Below are 15,123 nucleotides of genomic sequence, written 5' to 3'. Positions count from 1 at the left end.
AAGAAAAAGAAACAGCCTGTCCTGGTTCGATGCACGTATTGTTCTTATGAGTTCCATCTCTTACCACGAGAGGTACGTCTACTGGAGACTAAAAATGCCCGTGATCCTCTTTGCCCTATCAAAGAAGAGTGTGATATCTGCCATACTGGCTTTATGATTCCAGTACATTACACAAATAAACAGGGAAAGGTTTATCTTTTCCATGAACTAAAACCCAAAATCAAAAACCTTGACCCCAATACCGCTCTAAACCGTATGTTTAAAAACCATTTTCATTAACATTGAAATTCCTAAACATTTTTAAATTAGGCCTTCGGCTACTTTTGCCTTTTATGAAACTGTGGGGCAAGGCTTTAGCCTTGCTTCCCTGCATGAACGTGCATACGGGAGAGAGCAACCCTAAAGGGCTGCCCTACGTAACTTTTATAACAGTAGTGGTAAGGCGCACTTTGCCACTCCATAGTTTGTTTGAAGTTCCTCTACGTTTCTACGTTCAGGCAGAAAGAAGTCTCTTCAATAAAAATGAAGACCTATTATTTCTAAAATGAGAGGATAAGACTTGAATATATAGGGTTTTATGGTAAACTTTTATGTTTGAATAATATAACTGGTTGGAATTACATCTTAACAATACTGCACATGAGGAAAAATAATGAAAAGGCATACATCTTTTATTGTTATAGTTGCAAGTATCTTTTGTACCTTGTTATTTTATGGATGCTCGAAACAGCCTGCTTTGTCTGAAAAAGGCGGTATTTGGGCTGTGTATGAGAGAGAATGCCAGAAATGCCATAGAGCAGATGGAAAAGGAGGTCTTATTGGCCGATTCATTTTTAAAATACCAAATTTTACAAATACCAAATGGCAGGATAACGCTTCCGACTCAAGATTGATTATTTCGATAGCCAATGGGAAGAGAAAAATGCCCGGTTATAAAGGAAAGTTAAAGGATGAGGAGATTGTTGACCTTGTCAAAACATGTGTGAGAAGCTTTTATCCGCCGCCAGAGCAATAAGTAAGAGAATCCTATTGATTTTACAGCGCTTTAAGATAAAATTTGATCTTATATTTTAATTATTTTGCTTGCTTAACGGTTAAGCTATTGGAGAAACCATGCTACGGGAGATGTGCAAATCCAAAATTCACGCCGCAACAGTAACGGAAACGAATCTCAATTACAATGGCAGCATTACCATTGATAAAGCCCTTCTTGAGGCAGTAGATATCCTGCACTACGAACGTGTTCAGGTCCTCAATGTTAATAATGGAACACGGGTAGAGACCTATGTCATTGAAGGAGAGCATAGTTCTGGCGTCATTTGCTTAAATGGAGCTGCAGCGCGATGGGCGCAGCCAGGCGACCGGGTCATTATCATTTCTTATTGTCTCATGGAAGATAAAGAAGCGCGGAACTGGAAACCAAAAATTATTCTCGTAGATGGGAATAACAAGCTCACAAAAATGCTCTAATCATGAGAAAAACCTTATTCGAAATTCCCATACCTTTTCTTCAGAAAAGTATACCTATTTATTCCTATGGCTTTATGCTGATGATTGCTTTTCTCGTAGCCATTTTCATTGCACGCCAGAGGGCAAAAAAGGAGAATATAGATCCCAACAAGATTTCGGACCTTGGAATATATATAGTCTGTGCAGGGATCTTCGGTGCAAGGCTTTTTTTTGTTATCCAATTTTTTGATAATTATAAAAACGATCTCTTCGGTATTTTTAAAATATATGAAGGTGGTTTGGTTTACTACGGAGGACTATTTGCTGGCATTATCGCAGCATGCATCTTCATCAAGAAGTATCAATTACCCTTCCTTAAGATCCTGGATATTATTGCGCCTTCTGTCGCATTAGGATTAGGCATTGGTCGGATTGGATGTTTCCTGAATGGATGCTGCTTTGGGAAACTTGCATCACATATACCCTGGGCAATTGCATTCCCAAAAACACTAGACAAAGCGGGCATGGTTGATGGCAGCCCTGCCTTTCTTCATCAATACGAGCTTGGATTGATCCATCTCTCCGATACGCATGCTCTTCCTATACACCCAACACAACTCTATTCATTTCTTTCAGATGTCGTACTCTTCTTTATTCTCAGCACATTCTTCAAATACCGGAGAAGAAACGGAGAAGTGGTTCTGCTCTTCGGAGTTCTATACCCTGTTATAAGATTCTCTATGGAGTTACTACGGGGAGATAATCCGCTGCTCTTCGATAGTTTTACCATAGCTCAAATTATCAGTATTTCCCTGTTCCTTGTTTCATTACCACTTTTTATCGTTCTTCGTCTTAAAACATCCGGAATTCGCAATGCGGTATAGCCAAAAAGACCGTTAGCAACAGAGAATTTAGATGTCCGTGTCTGCTCCATCTGACAAAGACGTTCCCTGTATCTGAATATCGCTATCCATCATACGCAATTTATGAATAAGCCTATTTTCTACAAGGAGTTTAAACGTAACACCTTGTTCATGAAACTGACTGTTTATGATATGGGCATGCTCGTGAAGATACGCAATCAACTTTCCATTACCTGGACTGCATGAGAGTTCTATCTCCACGAAATTTTGCTCCAATTCCCCTTCTATTCTCCGTTTTAGATCTTCTATTCCCCGTTGTGTTTTTGCAGAAATCATAACACAATCTCCGTAGCGATTCCGAAGCAGAGGCACAATCGATTCATTTGTTATGGTGTCTACTTTATTAAACACCATGATCACAGGTTTATTATCACATCCTAGCTCTTTCAATACGGCATTCACGGCGTCGATTTGTTCCTGGACTACCGGTGAACTAATATCCACGACGTGAAGCAGTAAATCAGCATGCCGGGCTTCTTCGAGTGTGGCTTTAAATGATGAAATCAGATGATGTGGTAGTTTCTGTATAAAACCGACGGTATCACTAATTAAGATTTTTTTCCCATTTTCCAGCCTACACATACCCGTTTTTGTATCGAGCGTTGCAAAAAGCTTATCCTCTACAAGCGTATCAACATCTGTTAATGCATTCATTAATGTAGACTTTCCGGCATTGGTATATCCTACGATAGATATTGTGAAAAATTCCTTTCGTGAAGAGACAAGTCGTTCCTGTCTTTTTTCCACTTCGTATAATTTCTTTTTGAGATATTGGATCTTTCTGGATATGATTCGCTTATCCACCTCTAATTGCTTTTCACCAGGCCCTCTCGTTCCAATACCGCCTTCGATTCTGGAGAGATGTGTCCACATCCGCTTTAATCTGGGTTTTGTATACTCTAACTGGGCCAATTCTACCTGGAGTTTGGCCTGAAATGTCTTTGCGCGAGTAGCGAATATGTCCAGGATTAACTCGCTTCTGTCTATTACTTTTTTACCGATTACCTTTTCCAGGTTTCTAACTTGAGCCGGAGTAAGATCATCATCACAAATAAGCACATCAGCATCTAATTCCTTTGCAGCATCTGCCAATTCCAGTGCCTTTCCTTTTCCAAGGTAATACACCGGATCGATACTTATTCTGTTTTGAATTGCCGTGTAGACAACGCGTGCGCCTGCAGTTTCTGCCAACCGTTGAAGCTCTTCCAGCGGCGCTTCACCTCTATTACGATTTAACATAGCCCGAAACAAAATAGCACGTTCAGCCCTCACGGTAAATGCGGTCTCTTTTAATTTCACCTAAATATAATCTCCATGTATAAGAAATCTTTCATACATATAAATAATAAATAAGGGACTTATTTGCATATGGTATATTACTCACTATAAACCTGATCTAAAACGATCCTTGCATCTACTGTTTTTATACCTTTCTGGTAAACAAGAACAGGATTTAGATCTATTTCCCTTACCTCTTCCAGAGATGTCATAATCCTCGATATCTGTAAAATCGTTTGAGTTAATGCGAGAATATCCAGAGGTTCTGTGCCTCTGAATCCCCTTAATACCCTGGCTCCTTTTACATCATAGATCATATCTAAAGCCTCTCGCTCTTCTACCGGGGCAATGCGAAAAGACACATCTTTAAAAATTTCCACAAAAATACCACCCAGTCCAAACATAACAACCGGGCCAAATTGGAAATCTCTCAACCCGCCAATAATAACTTCTGCAGAAGGCACAGCCATCTCCTCAATGAGAATTCCGTAGATCCTTGCATTTGGTTGTTTTTTCTTTACATTTCTCATGATCTCTTCATATGAGGCTCTTATACCTTCTTCATTTCTTATAGCAATTTTTACACCACCCACATCTGTCTTATGGCTAATATCAGGTGAGACAATCTTTAAGACAACAGGATATCCGAAAAATGTTGCGGCCTGTACAGCATCCGCTACAGAGGATACAACCCTATACCTCGTACTTGTTATCCCAAAAGCATTGATGAATTCCTTAGCCTCAGGCTCGATCATCGGCCGTTTTTGTTGCTGTGTTTTTTGAATGATACCTTGTGCTGTTTTTATATCGTTCGTTAAAACCATGTTCATAAAATTTCTATAAACTTCAAAGGAGCATGGGTTTTGCCGTAAATTTCTATTCTTTTATACTATGTATTATAACGTTACATCCTAAAATCTTCAAATGATATATCATGCACAATAGGGCTTTCAAATCAGCCAGGGATAAAAGCTAATCGCAGTATAGCGCCAGAAAGTGGTTGAAAAAACGACCATTTCTATAGATAATGATAAACGTAGATATTTTTCTCTTTAACTGTTAAATTCAGTCAATGGCTATATTATGCTAGATAAGTTACTATGGGTATGGTGGGGTAGTTTCTCAATAAAGTGTTGTTCAGGTTCAATAATCAGAGTTTATGAAACACTTCCTTTGGTCTTCGTAGAGTAAAACATGCGATACTATGCTCTTGCTTGTGATTATGATGAGACGCTGGCCTCGAAAGGCCAAGTTGATGAAAAGACTTTAGCAGCACTTGAGCGTTTGAAAAATTCTGGCAGAAAACTAGTGCTGATCACAGGCCGTATATTAGAAGAACTTATTCACATCTTTCCCCAGATCAGTATGTTTGATAGAGTTGTAGCCGAGAATGGGGCGTTACTCTATAGACCGACTACCAGAGAGGAGAGGCTTTTAGGAGAAACACCACCAGAAGAATTTATTCAGGAGCTTCGTAAAAGAGGTGTAGATCCGCTTTTTATAGGCCAATCAATCGTTTCTACTTTACGACCACATGAGACCACGGTGCTTGAAGTAATCCGCGATCTTGGACTTGAAATTCAACTCATTTTTAACAGAGACGCGGTAATGATGCTTCCCTCGGGCATTAATAAAGCCACAGGGCTAAGCGTAGCATTATATGAACTTGGCTTATCTTCCCATAACGTTGTTGGTATAGGCGATGCCGAGAATGATCACTCTTTTCTTAATGTATGCGAGTTTTCAGTAGCAGTTGCTAATGCCCTTCCCAAGTTGAAAGAGCATGTCGATTTTGTTACTTATTCAGACCATGGTGAAGGTGTTACTGAACTGGTTAACAAACTTATTATCAACGATCTTGATGAGTTTGAACCGCAGTTGGACCGACACGTAATTTTACTTGGTAAGCGTAAGGATGGGCAAGAGGTACGAATTAAACCTTATGGTTTGAGTATTTTACTCTCCGGAACGTCTGGAAGTGGAAAATCGACCTTTGCAACAGGTTTTCTAGAACGCGTAGCTGAGCATGGATACCAATTTTGTATTATCGACCCTGAGGGAGATTATCTGACATATGATAACGCCGTCGTAATGGGGAATAGCAAGCAAGCGCCGAGTGTAGATGAGGTAATAAAACTCCTCGATAAACCTGAGCAAAATTGTGTAGTAAATATGCTTGGAATTACCCTTGCGGATAGGCCAGCATTTTTTGAGGTTCTTTTATCCGCTCTTTTAGAGCTGAGATCGAGGACGGGGAGACCTCACTGGATAATAATAGATGAGACACACCATATGTTACCATCATCCTTAACCCCTCCCGAATCACTTATAATTCCTAAGGACTTGAGCGGAATGTTATTCATTACTGTTCATCCTGATCACCTTGCCCGTGTCATATTATCAGAAATCAGTATAATAATAGTTATAGGAGAATTTCCAGGACAGGCCATTCGCGCCTTTAGTGAAATTCTCGGCCAAACTCCGCCTTCTGTCCCGGTAAGCAGACTTAAGCCGGGAGAAGCCATAGCCTGGTGGAGAAAACCGGAAGCCAGCCCATTTTGGTTCCGCAGTATTCCCCCACGGTCTGAACGCAGACGCCATCTTCTTAAATATGCTGAAGGCAAATTAGGCACAGACAAAAGTTTTTACTTCCGGGGCCCGGAAAAGAAGCTTAACCTACGTGCTCATAATCTTATATTGTTTATGCACTTAGCTGATGGTATTGATGATGACACCTGGATGTTTCATCTCCAAAGAGGAGATTATTCCCGATGGCTTCATGAAGCTATAAAAGACGATGATCTCGCATACGAAGTAAGATGTATTGAGCAAATAAAGGACATCTCACCTGATAAGAGCCGCTCCTTGATAAGGGAGAAGATTGAAAAGCGTTACACGGGTCCGGCGTAATTAAATACCCTTATCAAACTTCCGTACGTTTATAGAAACCATATCAATTTTGTGCTTCATAGCGAACAGGGAGTTAATTAAAATTAATGTTCATAGTCTGTAGATTATTCTACTCTTTTTGGGTATTAAGACTGAATTTACAAATAACAAATACTTTTCTATGAGATTATCTACATATTTTCTACAATGAACTACATTATATATCTTATTATATTATAATAATTTAATATTCGTTCTGCACTTTATAATCATTATATAATACTTTTACGATATTTTTGAAATATATAATTTATAAATATGGGCATCTGTTTATGAAGCTTGAGAGGATAATAGACAATCAAAAAACTTGTATTGCAGATAAAGAGACATTATAATCTTGAATCGGTTTACGAGAAGTAAGAAATCAGTAATCTTTTTGCACTTATAAACATAATACTGTCTGTTTAGTATAGTATCTTTATATTAACAATAGAATAAAATATGTATATATATGAGAAATACATTCTTTATTTCACGATCTGTTTATTTATAATTATCTGTATCTTTACAAAGTACATTTCTTTAGTATTTGCAGACGAACAAGATAAATTGTTTTGGGATAAAAGATACGGAACGGAGGCTTTTATTTACGGCAAAGAGCCTGTTGAATTTCTGAAAGAGCATATTGATATTCTGCCTAAGGGAAAGGTTTTGGATATCGCCATGGGTGAAGGGCGCAATGCTGTATTTCTTGCAAAGAACGGATTTGATGTGGATGGTTGTGATATATCAGAAGTGGCTATTAATAAGGCGCAAAAATTAGCAAAGGAAAATAACGTAAACATACGCGCATTTGTAGCTGATATGGAAATTTACAAATTGCCTAAGAACGCCTACGATGTAATAGCGTGCTTTTACTATTTACAAAGGGATCTTATGCCTCAAATTAAAGAAGCTCTTAAACCCGGTGGAATGATTATCTATGAAACCTATACGATGGAGAATAAGGAATGTGGTTTTGAAGGGCCTAAAAATAAAGACTATCTGTTAGAATCAAATGAACTTTTACATCTTTTCACAGATCTTAAAATTATTTACTATCGGGAACTCATTATAGATAATAAAAAAGCCATCGCAAGTTTGATTGCAAAAAAATAAAACCCATGCCCTTATTAAAAGATATTACTGAAAGTCAGCGTGAAGCTGTCACTCATATGGAAGGTCCACTTCTCGTTATAGCAGGGGCCGGTAGCGGCAAAACCCGTATAATTACACGTCGCATTGGTTACCTGATATCACAAGGTATAAATCCATATAATATATTAGCCATCACTTTCACAAATAAAGCAGCCGATGAAATGTGTGAACGCATAAAACAATTTCTATCACAAAAAGGACTGTGGATATCCACGTTTCATAAAATGTGTTCACGGATACTTAGAAATAATATCGAAAGACTGGGATACTCAAAGGACTTTAGTATTTACGATACCACTGATCAACTGAACCAAATTAAATCCATCATGGCAGAACTCCAGTTTGACACTGCTCAATGGAAACCCCGTACGATAGCAAGCACTATCAGTCATGCTAAAAATAAACTCATAAATCCCGAAACCTTTACGTCCACCGCATCAGGATATTATAATCGTATTGTCGCTCAAGTTTATGCAAAATACCATACAATTCTTAAGACTAACAACGCCCTTGATTTTGATGATCTACTCATCAAAACTATAGAGCTATTTAAGACACACACCGATATTCTAGAAATGTACCAAGAAAAATTTAAGTTCGTTCTCGTAGACGAATATCAAGATACTAATTACACCCAGTATACCATCACACGAATGCTCGCCAGTAAATACAGAAACATCTGCGTAACAGGCGACCCCGATCAATCCATTTATGGATGGCGTGGAGCGGACATTAGAAATATTATGGATTTTGAGAAAGATTATCCGGACGCTAAAGTTGTGCTGCTAGAGAAAAACTATCGTTCTACAAAGCGTATTCTCCATGCAGCCTCCAGCGTAATCCAGCAAAACAGATACAGAAAACAAAAGAGACTTTGGACAGAAAATGTAGAAGGTGAGAAAATCAAGGTAATCCATTGCGAGGATGAACACGGGGAGGCGGAAGAAATTGCAAAATCAATTAGGATGCTTAGCACAAAAGGAGTAAAATACTCAAATATTGCATTATTCTATCGCACCAACGCTCAATCCCGCGTTCTTGAGATCTCTTTAAAAAATCACGGGATCCCGTATAGGATCATTGGCGGCGTAGAATTTTACCAAAGAAAAGAGATTAAAGATATATTGTCCTATCTCAGGCTCTGTATTAACCCTCAGGACAGAGTAGCGCTGGAACGAACGATTAATACACCCACACGAGGCATAGGAAACACTACCATAAAAAAACTTGAAGACTGGGCGGCAGCACAAAACACCAGTCTTTTCTATGCCTTACAGCAAGTCAATGCAATACCAGAGATTAAGGGGCAAGGCACTTTATCCATAAAAAAATTCACTGAACTTATTTTACATTTACAACAACTACCAAAGTCGCCTGTAGAAAATATCATCAAACAGGTCATTCAAGAGACAAGGTATATAGAGTTCCTGAGAGAATCTGGAGGAAAAGAATCAAAAGACCGTATTGCGAACGTTGAAGAACTTGTTAATGCTGCTCACGAATATGACATGAACTATTCTGAAGGTACCTTACAGGGATTTTTAGAAGAAGTAGCCCTGGTTTCTGATGTTGATGAACTACAAGAAGATACCCGGGCGGTGACCCTCATGACATTCCATACCGCTAAAGGATTGGAATTTCCCGTTGTTTTTATTACCGGTATGGAAGAAAAGTTATTGCCACATGCGGAATCTACGGATTCAGATGATAAGATTGAAGAAGAGCGAAGGCTCTGTTACGTAGGAATTACCCGGGCAATGAGTGAACTCTTCCTTACCCATACCAAGAGGCGGATGCGATATGGACAAATGAATTTTTGTATCCCGTCAAGATTTTTGGATGAGATTCCAAAAGAAATTGTAATTCATATTGATAAAACAAATTATAATTACGCTGATGATATTTACAATAAAAGCAATTCGTCGTATGATACAGCGTTTCATATAGACGATATAACTGTCCCTGATGATTCATTAAAAGAAAATTTGGCACCCCTTTCAGGCGGAGAAATTGTTAGACACCCTGTTTTTGGCATTGGAAGGGTACTTGAGGTTTCCGGTAGTAAAGATAAGATATGTGCCAAGATCAATTTTAATGTTGGTGGAATAAAGAATCTTATGTTAGCATATGCAAAGTTAGAAAAGATACGGTAAAAGATATTTATAAGGAATATTTTCCATGGGAAAAATATATATGGATAATGCCTCGGGTACACCGATGCATTCCAAAGTAATTGAAACTATTACCCAATTCTTACACAAGGGATTTGGGAACCCCTCCAATTTACATCAATTCGGAAGGGTTACCAATGAGGCTCTACAGGAGGCAAGAGGGCAAGTAGCAAATCTTATCAATGCAAAACCCAACGAGATTATATTTACCTCCAGCGGTACTGAGGCCAATAACTTTGCTTTAAAAGGCCTACTGACTGCTCATAAAAAAAAGGGGAACCACGTTATTACATCACAAATTGAGCATTTTTCTGTGCTTAATCCCTTAAAATCTCTGGAAAAATCGGGATATATAGTTACTTACTTACCCGTTGATAAATATGGAATGGTAAATCCCGCTGATATCAAAAAAGCCATTACCCCTACAACAACATTGGTATCTATTATGTATGCAAATGGTGAGATTGGGACTATCGAGCCAGTTAAGGAGATTGGAGCTATAACAAAAGAGAACGGCGTTCTTTTTCATACAGATGCCGTTGCTGCAGTGGGAAATATACCCATTGATGTTAAGGATGCTCACATTGACGCCCTCAGTATGTCGGCAAATCAATTTAACGGTCCAACGGGAGTTGGGGCGCTTTACCTCAGGGAAGGAGTAAGGATACTTCCTCTCATAGAAGGTGGAGTACAGGAGGGAGGGCGCAGGTCAGGAACAGAAAATAGTATCGGTATTGTTGCTATGGGTAAAGCAGCCGAACTGGCAAAACAAGAAATGTCAGAAAGGGTAAATAAAGTTCAGAAGCTGAGGGATCTATTAAGAGAGGGTATTTTAAAAAATATTAGCCATGTTTACGTTAACGGTCATGCAACGAATCGTATGCCCGGAAACCTCAGTTTATGCATAGAGTATATTGAGGGTGAATCTATTTTATTATTTCTGGATATGCAGGGGATTGCCATCTCCAGTGGTTCTGCATGTACCTCACGGTCGCTTAAGGCGTCGCACGTTATCATGGCTACAGGTGTCGATGCTGCGCTTGCTCAGGGGACAGTGCTTTTTAGTTTGGGAATCAACAATACCGAGGACGATATTGCCTGTGTTTTGGAAAAACTACCATCTATTGTCGAGCGTTTAAGGCAAATGTCTCCTTTGTATAGTCAGAAACAGATGAAAAATTAGAATAATTAATAAGGAGTTTTGTATGCAATACAGTCCAAAGGTTATGGATCATTTTGCAAATCCCCGGAATGTGGGAGATTTCTCTGATGCCGATGGCGTGGGAGAGGTTGGAAATCCTGCTTGTGGCGATATTATGAAGATGTCTATCAAGGTTAAGGATAATGTAATTGTCGATGTAAAGTTCAAGACGTTCGGCTGTGGTGCAGCCATTGCTACCAGTAGCATTTCTACAGAAATGATTAAGGGAAAGACCTTAGATGAGGCCTTAAAACTTACCAACAAGGCAGTAGCAGAGGCGTTAGGAGGATTACCCCCGGCTAAAATGCATTGCTCTGTGCTTGCCGAAGAGGCCATCGAGGCAGCCATTGATGATTATCTCAAGAAGACTACGGGTAAAGGCCTTGAGAAGAAGAAGGAGCTTCCACACGATGAACACCACGAGCACGAGAAGGCTTGAAAAAGAAATAAATATCGATAACTCCTTTCCACTCCACGTGAATATAAACAAATGTAAATTATCTTATGAAAGCAGATGAAACATTAGATTGCTTTGGGCTTATGTGCCCTATGCCTATCTTTAAGACGGCAAATAAAATCAAAGATATTGAAATAGGTAAGGTGCTTGAGATTATTGCCACAGATGAAGGCATAAAGAAGGATATTGTTTCCTGGTGTAATACCACAGGGAATGAGCTATTGGGCATCGAAGAGGCGGAGGAAGAGATTCATGTTTTTATTAAAAGGCTAAGATAGATATCGCCAAAACCCTCATGTAAAAGAATTTTTATCATCATATCTTATTCCTTGAAAGCAGGAATCCATGCGGGTAATAACCTATGTGTGGATTCTTACTTTTGCAAAGTGCAAAAAGCCATTCAACGTGCCTTGCTGGTTCAATAGAAGACTCTTGAACTGGCGAAGCCGCTACTGAAGGCAGCTTAAACCTCTTGAAGAAAAAACATCAAATCAAATCACAGCATTGTTTGAAGCATATCGACAAGCTTCGTGAAGTATTGCAAGAACCCCGTTTATACGATTTCCTGGCTCACCGGTATTCTCACTACGAGATTCTTGAGCGTTGTGGAAAGATATATCCGGTTGCCATTCTCGATAAGACAATTCGCAGGATTACCTATCGCGATCCGATAGTTATGGCTCCAGAGAAATGGAGTCTGGAAACAGGAGGATTTATCATCAGAGATCCAGCGTACCGAATATTTCGCGAGTTCACGGGAGATTCGATTATACCAGATGAAACATACCGGATGGTTAATATTCGGCAAACAGAACATGGGGTAATAATCCGGTGTGATATAGGGCGGTATGACCTGATGCTGGATACGTGCGACTGTTTGGAGTGGGAGATCTTGAAGGTATTGTCTGAAACCTCTTATTGGCAAGCAATGTCGTTTGAGGCGCTCTTCAAAAGGCTCGAACTAAGGAAGTATTTGCATGCACATATTAAAGATCCTCTCATGAACGGGACAGGCAGAAGCGCTGCTATTGCAGTCTCTGTGCTAACATCTTTCTTTAATAAAGAGGATCAAGGCTTTCTCCTGGGTTACAAATCAACAAAAGGGCTTAATGCTGGACAGATGCACGCTATACCATCATTTATGTTTCAACCAGAACAGGGTTACAGGAATGAAGAGTTTTGTCTGCTCCATAATGTTAGACGGGAGTTCCTGGAAGAATTGTTTGGAATAAAAGCTCCGAAAGACGCCTCCTATCGCTGGTTCTTTCAGCACAAACCTGTTCAATATCTGGATAAGATGATAGAGGCCGGGGAAGCAGAGCTGTGGCTTACCGGTGTGGTCGTAAACCTTATGAATTTACGTCCGGAAATTTGTATGCTGCTTCGTATCAAAACCCCCCGGTGGTATGCAATCCACTCTTCAGCTCATGCGGGACAAGACGAGTATGTTCGGGTTAATGAAGAGTTTGCAACAATACATGAGTGCAAAGGAAGTAGTAAAGAATCCGTACCCGGGAAATTCGATAGCGATGCAGAATTATTTCATAGTGCGTCTCTAAACCCGGGAGATATTGTCCCCCCTGGCGCAGCGGCATTCTGGTTGGGTATTGATGCTCTGCGAAAATTACCTTAGGCCAAGCCAAGAATTTACAACGGATGTTTATCGAATCAGGAACAGGGAATTTATGCAGGGTTATGATTGAAGGTAAGTATAAAAAAGAAATTCAAAAAATGGCGAATGAAATTGCCCAAGGTATAAAAAGAGAGATCGGGGTTTAAATTATGATACAAGCCGTCATTTTAGCTGCAGGAATAATTGTCATATTGGACAGGCGGTTGAGATCAAAAACAGTATCATTATCGGAACAGCCTGTGTTTGCCGTTTTATACAGGCTATATAATCGTTGTTGGGCGCCGGAATAATAGGGAGAGATTTCTATGATTCCTGCATGGGACTACGAACAGGTATGCCGTGAACTTGATAACGCATTTCGGTATCGTTATCCTGAAGGGGCAATTGCAAATGTCCGGATGGTGGGCCTTCTTTTTGCTCCTGCCGAAGTTCACTTGGCGAGAGATGAAATCGTTCCAATTAGATCGAATGGTAAAAGATGGTGCAATTCGTAGTGTCCGTCGCTTCTTTGCAGATGCATTCCGTTTTGCTAGAGAGGTTGGGACACCAGACCCCACTTGGGGGTTTAGCGATGAAATGGCGAGCCGTGTAGCAGGGTCTGCTCTGAAACGGGTAATCCCTTCTTTGTTGCTCAAAAATTTGGGGGACGATTACAAGCTCGTTGAGCATTTTGCTGTTCGTGATGTTAATCCCAGAGCGTAACCATGCGAGATAGAGGTAATAAACAGTCCGGCCCATCATTCGAGAGGGGCAGCCCCTCAATATACCCCGAAAATGTATAAAGATTTTCACCGTGGATTAGTTTCAAGATTTCCCTATGTAATTTCCTGGCCTTTTTTAGGTGTTTTGGTGATTTCTTATGTATTCTTATTGCTTCTGCTTTGTCCAGCATTCTCAAGGCTTTTAAGGGAATTTAGTTCTTGTTTGTATTTATCATTTTTGATATGTTTTTATGATTAGGTACGACATAAGTACGACATAAATTTTTCCTCATGGGTAGGGGTCTGGGAGTCCCAAAGTTCAAACCAGACCCCCAGGGGATGGACAATTAAAAAGAAGACCGCCATACCCTACCCTAACTTTATCCCTTTGTGTCTTTAAATCGAACTGATTTTGGTTTTAAACTTAATCGAGTTGATAGTATAATTGCATAGAAACAATACTTCCCGCTCCCATATCAGGACGGTTAAGCATAGGCTTGGTATGTGTAGGTCTGGAAAGTGCGGAATCGCTACCAGATGCATCGGGAACACCTTCCCTTTATCCTGTTATAAACACATCTCCCGGCTGATTCTTGATAAATTTGTGAGGCTGTGGTATAGTTTTACCAAGTGGTTAATCTTATAAGGTAATCAAATTTGGTCTATTCAACTTAACAAAAAAGAGGCAGCTATGAGTATTGTTATAGAAGAAGCAAAATTAGAAGAAATAATAAGAAGGGTTGTTCGCGAGGAACTTTTAAACTTAACGATTAATCTTATCCTTTATGTCTCTGATGAAGAAATGAAGGAATTGGAAAACGTATTTTCGGAAGAAGATTTCAAAGATGGCGAAACCGTGGATGGTATGAAATGGCTTGGACAATAGCTTTTAAAAAAGATGTGTTCAAGTTTCTTGATAAACAAGATGCCAAAGTCCAGGAACGAATAAAAGAATCCTTAAGAACACTTTTAGCATGCCTTAATAAGGGTACAATGCCTCAAAGTGAAATCGATATAAAACGATTAAAGGGAAAAAGAAAAGGCTTTATGAGAATGAGAATTGGGAAAATACGTCTACTATTTAAAATAGAAACATCTCTGCAAAAAGTAACAATTTATGCAATCAACGGCTTTGTTGCACAAAGCCGGATAAATATCTGATATACTAAGAGAATAAGGGAAAGAGTACCATAAATTATTTTGTAGGATAAGTATATCAGTATG

Annotated in this window: 18 protein-coding genes; 16 read left to right on the top strand and 2 right to left on the bottom strand. The window is 39.4% G+C overall.

Annotation, left to right across the window (positions count from 1 at the left end; translation table 11 throughout):
- The 4 genes from FBQ94_RS16145 to lgt form a co-directional block, all read left to right on the top strand.
- Nucleotides 1–279, top strand: a 279-nt coding sequence (locus FBQ94_RS16145; RefSeq protein WP_285442263.1) for a hypothetical protein, incomplete at its 5' end; no start/stop codon positions are given.
- 373 nt (nucleotides 280–652) lie between these two features.
- On the top strand, nucleotides 653–1,015 hold the full coding sequence (locus FBQ94_RS16140; RefSeq protein WP_007220472.1) for a c-type cytochrome: 363 nt from the start codon (nucleotides 653–655) through the stop codon (nucleotides 1,013–1,015).
- A gap of 98 nt (nucleotides 1,016–1,113) precedes the next feature.
- Complete coding sequence (gene panD / locus FBQ94_RS16135; RefSeq protein ID WP_007220471.1) at nucleotides 1,114–1,470, top strand: aspartate 1-decarboxylase; 357 nt, start codon at nucleotides 1,114–1,116, stop codon at nucleotides 1,468–1,470.
- 2 nt (nucleotides 1,471–1,472) lie between these two features.
- On the top strand, nucleotides 1,473–2,333 hold the full coding sequence (gene lgt, locus FBQ94_RS16130) for a prolipoprotein diacylglyceryl transferase (protein ID WP_007220470.1): 861 nt from the start codon (nucleotides 1,473–1,475) through the stop codon (nucleotides 2,331–2,333).
- Between the two features lie 27 nt (nucleotides 2,334–2,360).
- Here lgt and hflX read toward each other — a convergent pair whose 3' ends face one another.
- On the bottom strand, nucleotides 2,361–3,671 hold the full coding sequence (gene hflX, locus FBQ94_RS16125) for a GTPase HflX (RefSeq protein ID WP_007220469.1): 1,311 nt from the start codon (nucleotides 3,669–3,671) through the stop codon (nucleotides 2,361–2,363).
- A 77-nt stretch (nucleotides 3,672–3,748) separates the two neighbouring features.
- Entirely contained in the window at nucleotides 3,749–4,480 is a 732-nt protein-coding gene (locus FBQ94_RS16120; protein ID WP_285442262.1) for an acetate--CoA ligase family protein, read from the bottom strand.
- A 364-nt stretch (nucleotides 4,481–4,844) separates the two neighbouring features.
- Between FBQ94_RS16120 and FBQ94_RS16115 the strand changes: the two genes are divergently transcribed.
- The 12 genes from FBQ94_RS16115 (at nucleotide 4,845) to FBQ94_RS16060 (ending at nucleotide 15,060) form a co-directional block, all read left to right on the top strand.
- On the top strand, nucleotides 4,845–6,560 hold the full coding sequence (locus FBQ94_RS16115; protein WP_007220467.1) for an HAD family hydrolase: 1,716 nt from the start codon (nucleotides 4,845–4,847) through the stop codon (nucleotides 6,558–6,560).
- A 480-nt stretch (nucleotides 6,561–7,040) separates the two neighbouring features.
- The gene (locus FBQ94_RS16110; protein ID WP_007220466.1) at nucleotides 7,041–7,697 is read left to right on the top strand and encodes a class I SAM-dependent methyltransferase; all 657 of its coding nucleotides are present in this window, start codon (nucleotides 7,041–7,043) and stop codon (nucleotides 7,695–7,697) included.
- 5 nt (nucleotides 7,698–7,702) lie between these two features.
- Entirely contained in the window at nucleotides 7,703–9,889 is a 2,187-nt protein-coding gene (locus FBQ94_RS16105) for an ATP-dependent helicase (RefSeq protein ID WP_007220465.1), read from the top strand.
- 25 nt (nucleotides 9,890–9,914) lie between these two features.
- Nucleotides 9,915–11,090, top strand: a complete 1,176-nt coding sequence (locus FBQ94_RS16100) for a cysteine desulfurase family protein (RefSeq protein ID WP_007220464.1) — start codon at nucleotides 9,915–9,917, stop codon at nucleotides 11,088–11,090.
- Between the two features lie 22 nt (nucleotides 11,091–11,112).
- A complete protein-coding gene (nifU, locus tag FBQ94_RS16095; protein WP_007220463.1) occupies nucleotides 11,113–11,547 on the top strand; it encodes a Fe-S cluster assembly scaffold protein NifU in 435 nt (144 codons plus the stop codon).
- Nucleotides 11,548–11,612: 65 nt separating this feature from the next.
- Complete coding sequence (locus tag FBQ94_RS16090; protein ID WP_007220462.1) at nucleotides 11,613–11,843, top strand: sulfurtransferase TusA family protein; 231 nt, start codon at nucleotides 11,613–11,615, stop codon at nucleotides 11,841–11,843.
- Between the two features lie 194 nt (nucleotides 11,844–12,037).
- The gene (locus FBQ94_RS16085) at nucleotides 12,038–13,198 is read left to right on the top strand and encodes a hypothetical protein (RefSeq protein WP_007220461.1); all 1,161 of its coding nucleotides are present in this window, start codon (nucleotides 12,038–12,040) and stop codon (nucleotides 13,196–13,198) included.
- A gap of 23 nt (nucleotides 13,199–13,221) precedes the next feature.
- Complete coding sequence (locus FBQ94_RS16080; RefSeq protein ID WP_285442261.1) at nucleotides 13,222–13,344, top strand: hypothetical protein; 123 nt, start codon at nucleotides 13,222–13,224, stop codon at nucleotides 13,342–13,344.
- Nucleotides 13,345–13,503: 159 nt separating this feature from the next.
- Nucleotides 13,504–13,692, top strand: a complete 189-nt coding sequence (locus FBQ94_RS16075; RefSeq protein ID WP_007220460.1) for a hypothetical protein — start codon at nucleotides 13,504–13,506, stop codon at nucleotides 13,690–13,692.
- Complete coding sequence (locus FBQ94_RS16070; protein ID WP_007220459.1) at nucleotides 13,643–13,900, top strand: hypothetical protein; 258 nt, start codon at nucleotides 13,643–13,645, stop codon at nucleotides 13,898–13,900. Before FBQ94_RS16075 ends, FBQ94_RS16070 begins: the two co-directional genes overlap by 50 nt.
- A gap of 690 nt (nucleotides 13,901–14,590) precedes the next feature.
- Nucleotides 14,591–14,785 carry a hypothetical protein gene (locus tag FBQ94_RS16065; protein ID WP_007220457.1) on the top strand — a complete coding sequence of 65 codons (195 nt, stop codon included), beginning with the start codon at nucleotides 14,591–14,593 and terminating at the stop codon, nucleotides 14,783–14,785.
- Nucleotides 14,770–15,060 carry a type II toxin-antitoxin system RelE family toxin gene (locus tag FBQ94_RS16060; RefSeq protein WP_007220456.1) on the top strand — a complete coding sequence of 97 codons (291 nt, stop codon included), beginning with the start codon at nucleotides 14,770–14,772 and terminating at the stop codon, nucleotides 15,058–15,060. Before FBQ94_RS16065 ends, FBQ94_RS16060 begins: the two co-directional genes overlap by 16 nt.
- The last annotated feature ends 63 nt before the right edge of the window (nucleotides 15,061–15,123 follow it).

The organism is Candidatus Jettenia sp. AMX1 (genome assembly GCF_030263775.1).
GTDB lineage: Bacteria > Planctomycetota > Brocadiia > Brocadiales > Brocadiaceae > Jettenia > Jettenia caeni.
This window is presented reverse-complemented; position numbering and strand designations above follow the sequence as displayed.